The organism is Enterobacter sp. KBR-315C3_2022 (assembly GCF_041399425.1).
Lineage (GTDB): Bacteria > Pseudomonadota > Gammaproteobacteria > Enterobacterales > Enterobacteriaceae > Enterobacter.
Genome location: NZ_JBGKEB010000050.1, coordinates 1 through 4,287 on the forward strand (window position 1 = coordinate 1; position 4,287 = coordinate 4,287).

The 4,287-nt window shown below is 59.6% G+C and carries 7 protein-coding genes; all 7 read right to left on the minus strand.

The features are described from left to right. Positions 1 to 371 precede the first annotated feature (371 nt). Positions 372 to 632, minus strand: a complete 261-nt coding sequence (locus AB8804_RS23010) for a DNA polymerase III subunit theta (RefSeq protein ID WP_371190244.1) — start codon at positions 630 to 632, stop codon at positions 372 to 374. A gap of 166 nt (positions 633 to 798) precedes the next feature. Beyond that, positions 799 to 990 carry a hypothetical protein gene (locus AB8804_RS23015; RefSeq protein ID WP_371189734.1) on the minus strand — a complete coding sequence of 64 codons (192 nt, stop codon included), beginning with the start codon at positions 988 to 990 and terminating at the stop codon, positions 799 to 801. A 41-nt stretch (positions 991 to 1,031) separates the two neighbouring features. Beyond that, positions 1,032 to 1,538: an antirestriction protein ArdA gene (locus tag AB8804_RS23020; protein WP_371190246.1), complete on the minus strand. Its 507-nt coding sequence runs from the start codon at positions 1,536 to 1,538 to the stop codon at positions 1,032 to 1,034. A gap of 402 nt (positions 1,539 to 1,940) precedes the next feature. Next, positions 1,941 to 2,720, minus strand: coding sequence for a hypothetical protein (locus AB8804_RS23025; RefSeq protein ID WP_371190248.1), 780 nt, complete (start codon positions 2,718 to 2,720; stop codon positions 1,941 to 1,943). A 371-nt stretch (positions 2,721 to 3,091) separates the two neighbouring features. Further along, positions 3,092 to 3,508: a DUF1380 family protein gene (locus tag AB8804_RS23030; RefSeq protein ID WP_371190249.1), complete on the minus strand. Its 417-nt coding sequence runs from the start codon at positions 3,506 to 3,508 to the stop codon at positions 3,092 to 3,094. Positions 3,509 to 3,556: 48 nt separating this feature from the next. Beyond that, entirely contained in the window at positions 3,557 to 3,781 is a 225-nt protein-coding gene (locus AB8804_RS23035; protein ID WP_371190251.1) for a hypothetical protein, read from the minus strand. Further along, on the minus strand, positions 3,778 to 4,287 hold a 510-nt coding region (locus tag AB8804_RS23040), incomplete at its 5' end, for a DNA methyltransferase (protein ID WP_371190252.1). The genes AB8804_RS23040 and AB8804_RS23035, both read right to left, overlap by 4 nt.

The window sequence follows — 4,287 nt, forward strand, 5'->3', positions numbered from 1 at the left end:
AGACGGGAGAGAGCACATCCTGAGGATGAGCAGGGGCACGCCGCAATGACGGGAAGCCGCGCGCGGCGAAACGGCGTTGCGCCTTACATGGCATCGATGCCGTTGGTGTTATCGGTGCCATGCCGGAAGCGCAGGATACGGCGCGACCGGGCGGCGCAGCCGGAACGGCTGCTGCAAGCGGGGATGGTGCGTCAGGGATGAAAACCCGCTGGCCTGGAGTGACCGCAGGGAGCGAACGGCCCGGGCAGAGACGGCGCAGCAGGCTCTTTGCGAAGCATGACAGCCCGCCCGGACGCCCGCGCAATAGCAAAGATTATTTTCTGATATAGTTGTACAGGCCGCCCTGTTAAAACAACTATACGTGACAGTATTCATTTCCCCTTACCGTTGGCTTCAGCCATCTCGATATATTTCGGGTCGTTTGCGTTCGGCAGCTTTGTAATGAGCTGACGGTAGTGGCGCACCCGCTCCAAAAAATAATCCTGCAGATGCTCAGGCTGCTCTCTGGCAAGGACTTCTGGCACAACCGGCATATTCATACGCTCTTTGAACGCGACAGCAGAAGCCAACAGGTCCACAGCGACTTTGTCCTGTTCATCTTTCGATTTGGCAGCGATATTAAACTCTGACACGGTACTCTCCGACAGCCATTACAAGAGCATCAAGTGTACGCCTGTCCAGTGCAGGGGAAAAGGACGGGCAGCGGCGCGAAGCGCGGCGCATGTCCTTGCCCCGCAGGCGCGAGCCTGCAGGGTTTTGCGCGCGGACTGACAGGCGGCATCACCGCCTGCCGGAGCATCACTCCCCCTTTCCGCCCTGCAGGATGAAGTGCCCGCCGATATACACCGCACACTGGCAGGTCATGTAGTAGCAGATTTCATCAACCACCTGCGCGGTGGTCAGCTCCCGCTGGCCGGAATCACGGCGGCGGGCATTAATGAGCGCTTTGTACTGGCGCAGGATGTCGCGGGTCTGTTGGTCGAGTTTCATGTAAATCTCCCTGCGGGCAGGCTTTTCCCTGCCCGTCCTAATCAGTTGCTGAATACGTAACCGTCGACAAATACCAGGCCATCGCTGAACAGGTCGCGCGCATACGCCTCGTAGTCAAAATAGCAGCGCAGGTCATCGGGTATGGCAGACAGCAAAGCGTGCTCATTCACATACTCGTATGCGTAATCCTCCTCGCTCTTCGCCTCGCCCCGATATGCGTCATCGAAAGCGTCGTAATCGCATTCGCCGGTATATTCAGCCCAGGCGATAAAGGCCGCGTCCCTGCCCTCCTCCTGCGCGCGCCTGTACGCCCGAATAAAATCCCAGTCCACGGAGGATTCGGAGGCGAACTGTGACGGAATGCCCTCCCAGTCCTGGAACATAAATTCTGCATCCCATTCGTCGGCGTGCAGCGCCTGACAGGCCTTATAAAAATCCTCCCGACCGTCAAACTCCGTCAGGTCAAACCACTTTCCGAAAATGCTGCCGCAGTTGTATTTGTGGTACGTACCCACGTAAACAGCCGGTGTGGTGGTCGTAGTGCGCATAAAAAAATCCTCTATAGTCGATGTCGTCTGAGTTCCGGCTTACGCCGTGCCGACACGACAGCCCGACAAAAAGCGAAGAATGCAGGGGCGACACCGGAGGCCGCAGCGCAGAAAAAAAGCGGAGACGGTCTGTACGGTTATCGAGCGAATACTGAGCGAGAGAACGACGGGAAGAACGGCGACTGACATCAGAAAATGACTGCGACCGGGCGAGGATGTCGGCGCAGCGGACCCTTGCAGTCGCAGCGGTCGGGCTAGAGTAGAGGCACGGCGTTTGCCGCAGGCCGCACGAACGTGACTCACTGCGCGGCCGTAACACCGTGGAGGTCGCGCCGGTACAGCGGAGCGCGCGACATCCGTTTTGCATATCCGGACATGCGGGGCACGTGCCCCGCATCAGCGTCAGATGGCAGGCCGCAGCGAGGAGAGCGCCCCCAGAAGCACCTGCACCTCCTCTCTGGCATCGCGCACCGCCACGCGCAGCCAGCTTCGGTCAAACCACCTGCGCACGGGCAGTCCGTCCTTACGCCATGCGTACCGGACGGTGTTCTGCGCGAGCATCAGCCCGTGCGCCTCAATCTGGATCAGTATGGTGCGGTAGGTAATATTGCCGTCGAGAATAGCGAGCAGCAGCCTGTCGACAGCCTCGTTATCCCACGTATCGGCGTCTTCCTCCGGTTCATCCTCAACGATACGGAGCGTGAAATTTCGGGTTTTCCGGCAGATAAGAAGAGGCTCCTCAGACGGTGAAAACGCCTCGAGCACGCGATAGCCCGCCGCCGCCACGCAGCCGCAGACGTGATTGATTTCAGCCCGCAGCGCCTTCATGAGCATCACGGCGTGGCGCTCGCTCAGTCCGTCAGGTGAATCGTTGTAGTCCAGCGAAATTGTGCCGCTGTGCGCATACTGGCGGCTCAGCCTGTTTGGGTACAGGCGAACGCTCAGGCGACTGCCCGCAACTTCATCGACGAGTTCGCGCATGTTCCTGTCGTCCATCAGGCCGCGCAGGGCAATTTCCGGCAGGAGATGAACCAGCTGCGCCGCCGTCAGGGAGCCGTAGAACGCCACGCCGTCGCCCTGCGAGTAGCTGAGGCGGGTCTGAATATCCATCTCTGCTGGCCAGCCGCGCGCGATGAGGGTGTTTCGGGTGTGACGGTGAATGAAACGGTATGCGGTATTCATCACGAACTCCTTGCTCAAATGCGGCACCCTTTGCGCCGTGCCGATACGACAGCCGTGCGGCAGCGGCAGAAACAAGGGCGTCACCGAAGCCGCAGCGCAGTAAAAAAGCAGGAGCAGGCTGGACGGTTTGACGGCGAAAAATGAGCCGGAAAACGACGGAAAGACGGCGGATATGGCCTTTAAAAAACTGCGACCGGGTGAGAGTGACGGCGCCAGCTTCCCTTGTCTCTGACGCAGCACGGCTAAAGTGGAGGCACGGCGTACCTGCCCGCCGCGTAACGGCGCGGCCTGATAAGCGGAGCCGGCGACATCCTTTGCTTTGCAGGATCGGCAGAGCAGAGCCAGGATTGCTCCCGGCCCTGTGGCCTGCATCAGATCCGTTCCATCAGCACTCTGACATCGTGCAGCGCCTGTTTAAGGCATTCAGGCGTCGGGCGACCGGCCTCCCATGCCTGCCCGATAAGATTTTCCAGATCGCCCTCCTGGCGCCGCAGTACGCGCCTGAGCAGCACCGCGGGAACGCTGACTTCAAGAGCAACGGCCTCGCGGTGTCGTTCCAGAAGGTCGCAGATGCCTGAATTTGTCACCCCTTCCCGGCGATAAACGGCCATATCCGTATTGCCGATCGCTTCCATCAGGCCCTGAATTTCGTCAGGCCTCGGCTTTAAATCCAGTTCGCTACAGGCGACACAGAACGCTTCTTCGGTCCATATCAGCAATACCAGCGGCTCATCAGCGGTGAACATTGTTTCGAGCCGGGTGCAGATTTCTTCGCGTGTTCCGTACATAGTAAATCTCCAGATTCGTTGTCCGACGGGCGTTTGCGCCCGCCCGTTTCAGTCTTTAAAGCTGGCGTCCAGCTCCAGCGCCTGCCGGTATGCTTCGAGGTAAAGCGCGTTGATGCGGCAAATTGTCTGGCGAGCCAGGCGCTCCGTCAGGTTCTCCGCGTCGTAGCGATAGCGGGATTCCAGCGCGTTGAGCGTTGCGCGCAGGTCGCACATGCTGTTTGCCAGGGCGGCAACGTCGGCCCGCAGCGCTTCGCTTCCGGCGTAGTTGGTCATGCGGCCTCCGGAAGCCAGTCACCGTTGGCGGCAGGCAGACACATCGAGCGCTTAACGGCGGCCAGCCGCTGAACGCCCGCACGGTGATACTGTTCGAGCAGCTCAATACCGATGTACCGCCGCCCTGCCTGTAGTGCGGCCACGCAGGTAGAGCCGCTGCCAGCAAAGGGGTCGAGCACAATGCCACCAGGTCTGGTAAAGGACTCGATAAGCGGCTGAAGGCTCGATACCGGCTTCTCCGTTGGGTGATGTTTGTTGCCGGTGTACCTCCAGTCCATCACGTCGCGCAACGGGGTTTCCGGCAGCGGCGGGCGGCCTTTTGCCAGCACGTAGGCGCATTCGTGGGTGTAACCAACGTAAGCGGACTTTGATGTGTACGTCTTGGCAAAGACAAGATGACCAACCACGCTGAACCCGGCATTTTTCCACGCAGCTATAAAGCGATCGGCTCGATTCCAGCCGTAGAAGCTCACCATCAGCGCGTCTTTTTTAAGCACGCGGTACAT

Coding starts and splice junctions, on each gene's coding strand:
- AB8804_RS23025 (WP_371190248.1), bottom strand. CDS start 2,720: ATGAATACCGCATACCGTTTCATTCACCGTCACACCCGAAACACCCTC.
- AB8804_RS23030 (WP_371190249.1), bottom strand. CDS start 3,508: ATGTACGGAACACGCGAAGAAATCTGCACCCGGCTCGAAACAATGTTC.
- AB8804_RS23015 (WP_371189734.1), bottom strand. CDS start 990: ATGAAACTCGACCAACAGACCCGCGACATCCTGCGCCAGTACAAAGCG.
- AB8804_RS23020 (WP_371190246.1), bottom strand. CDS start 1,538: ATGCGCACTACGACCACCACACCGGCTGTTTACGTGGGTACGTACCAC.
- AB8804_RS23035 (WP_371190251.1), bottom strand. CDS start 3,781: ATGACCAACTACGCCGGAAGCGAAGCGCTGCGGGCCGACGTTGCCGCC.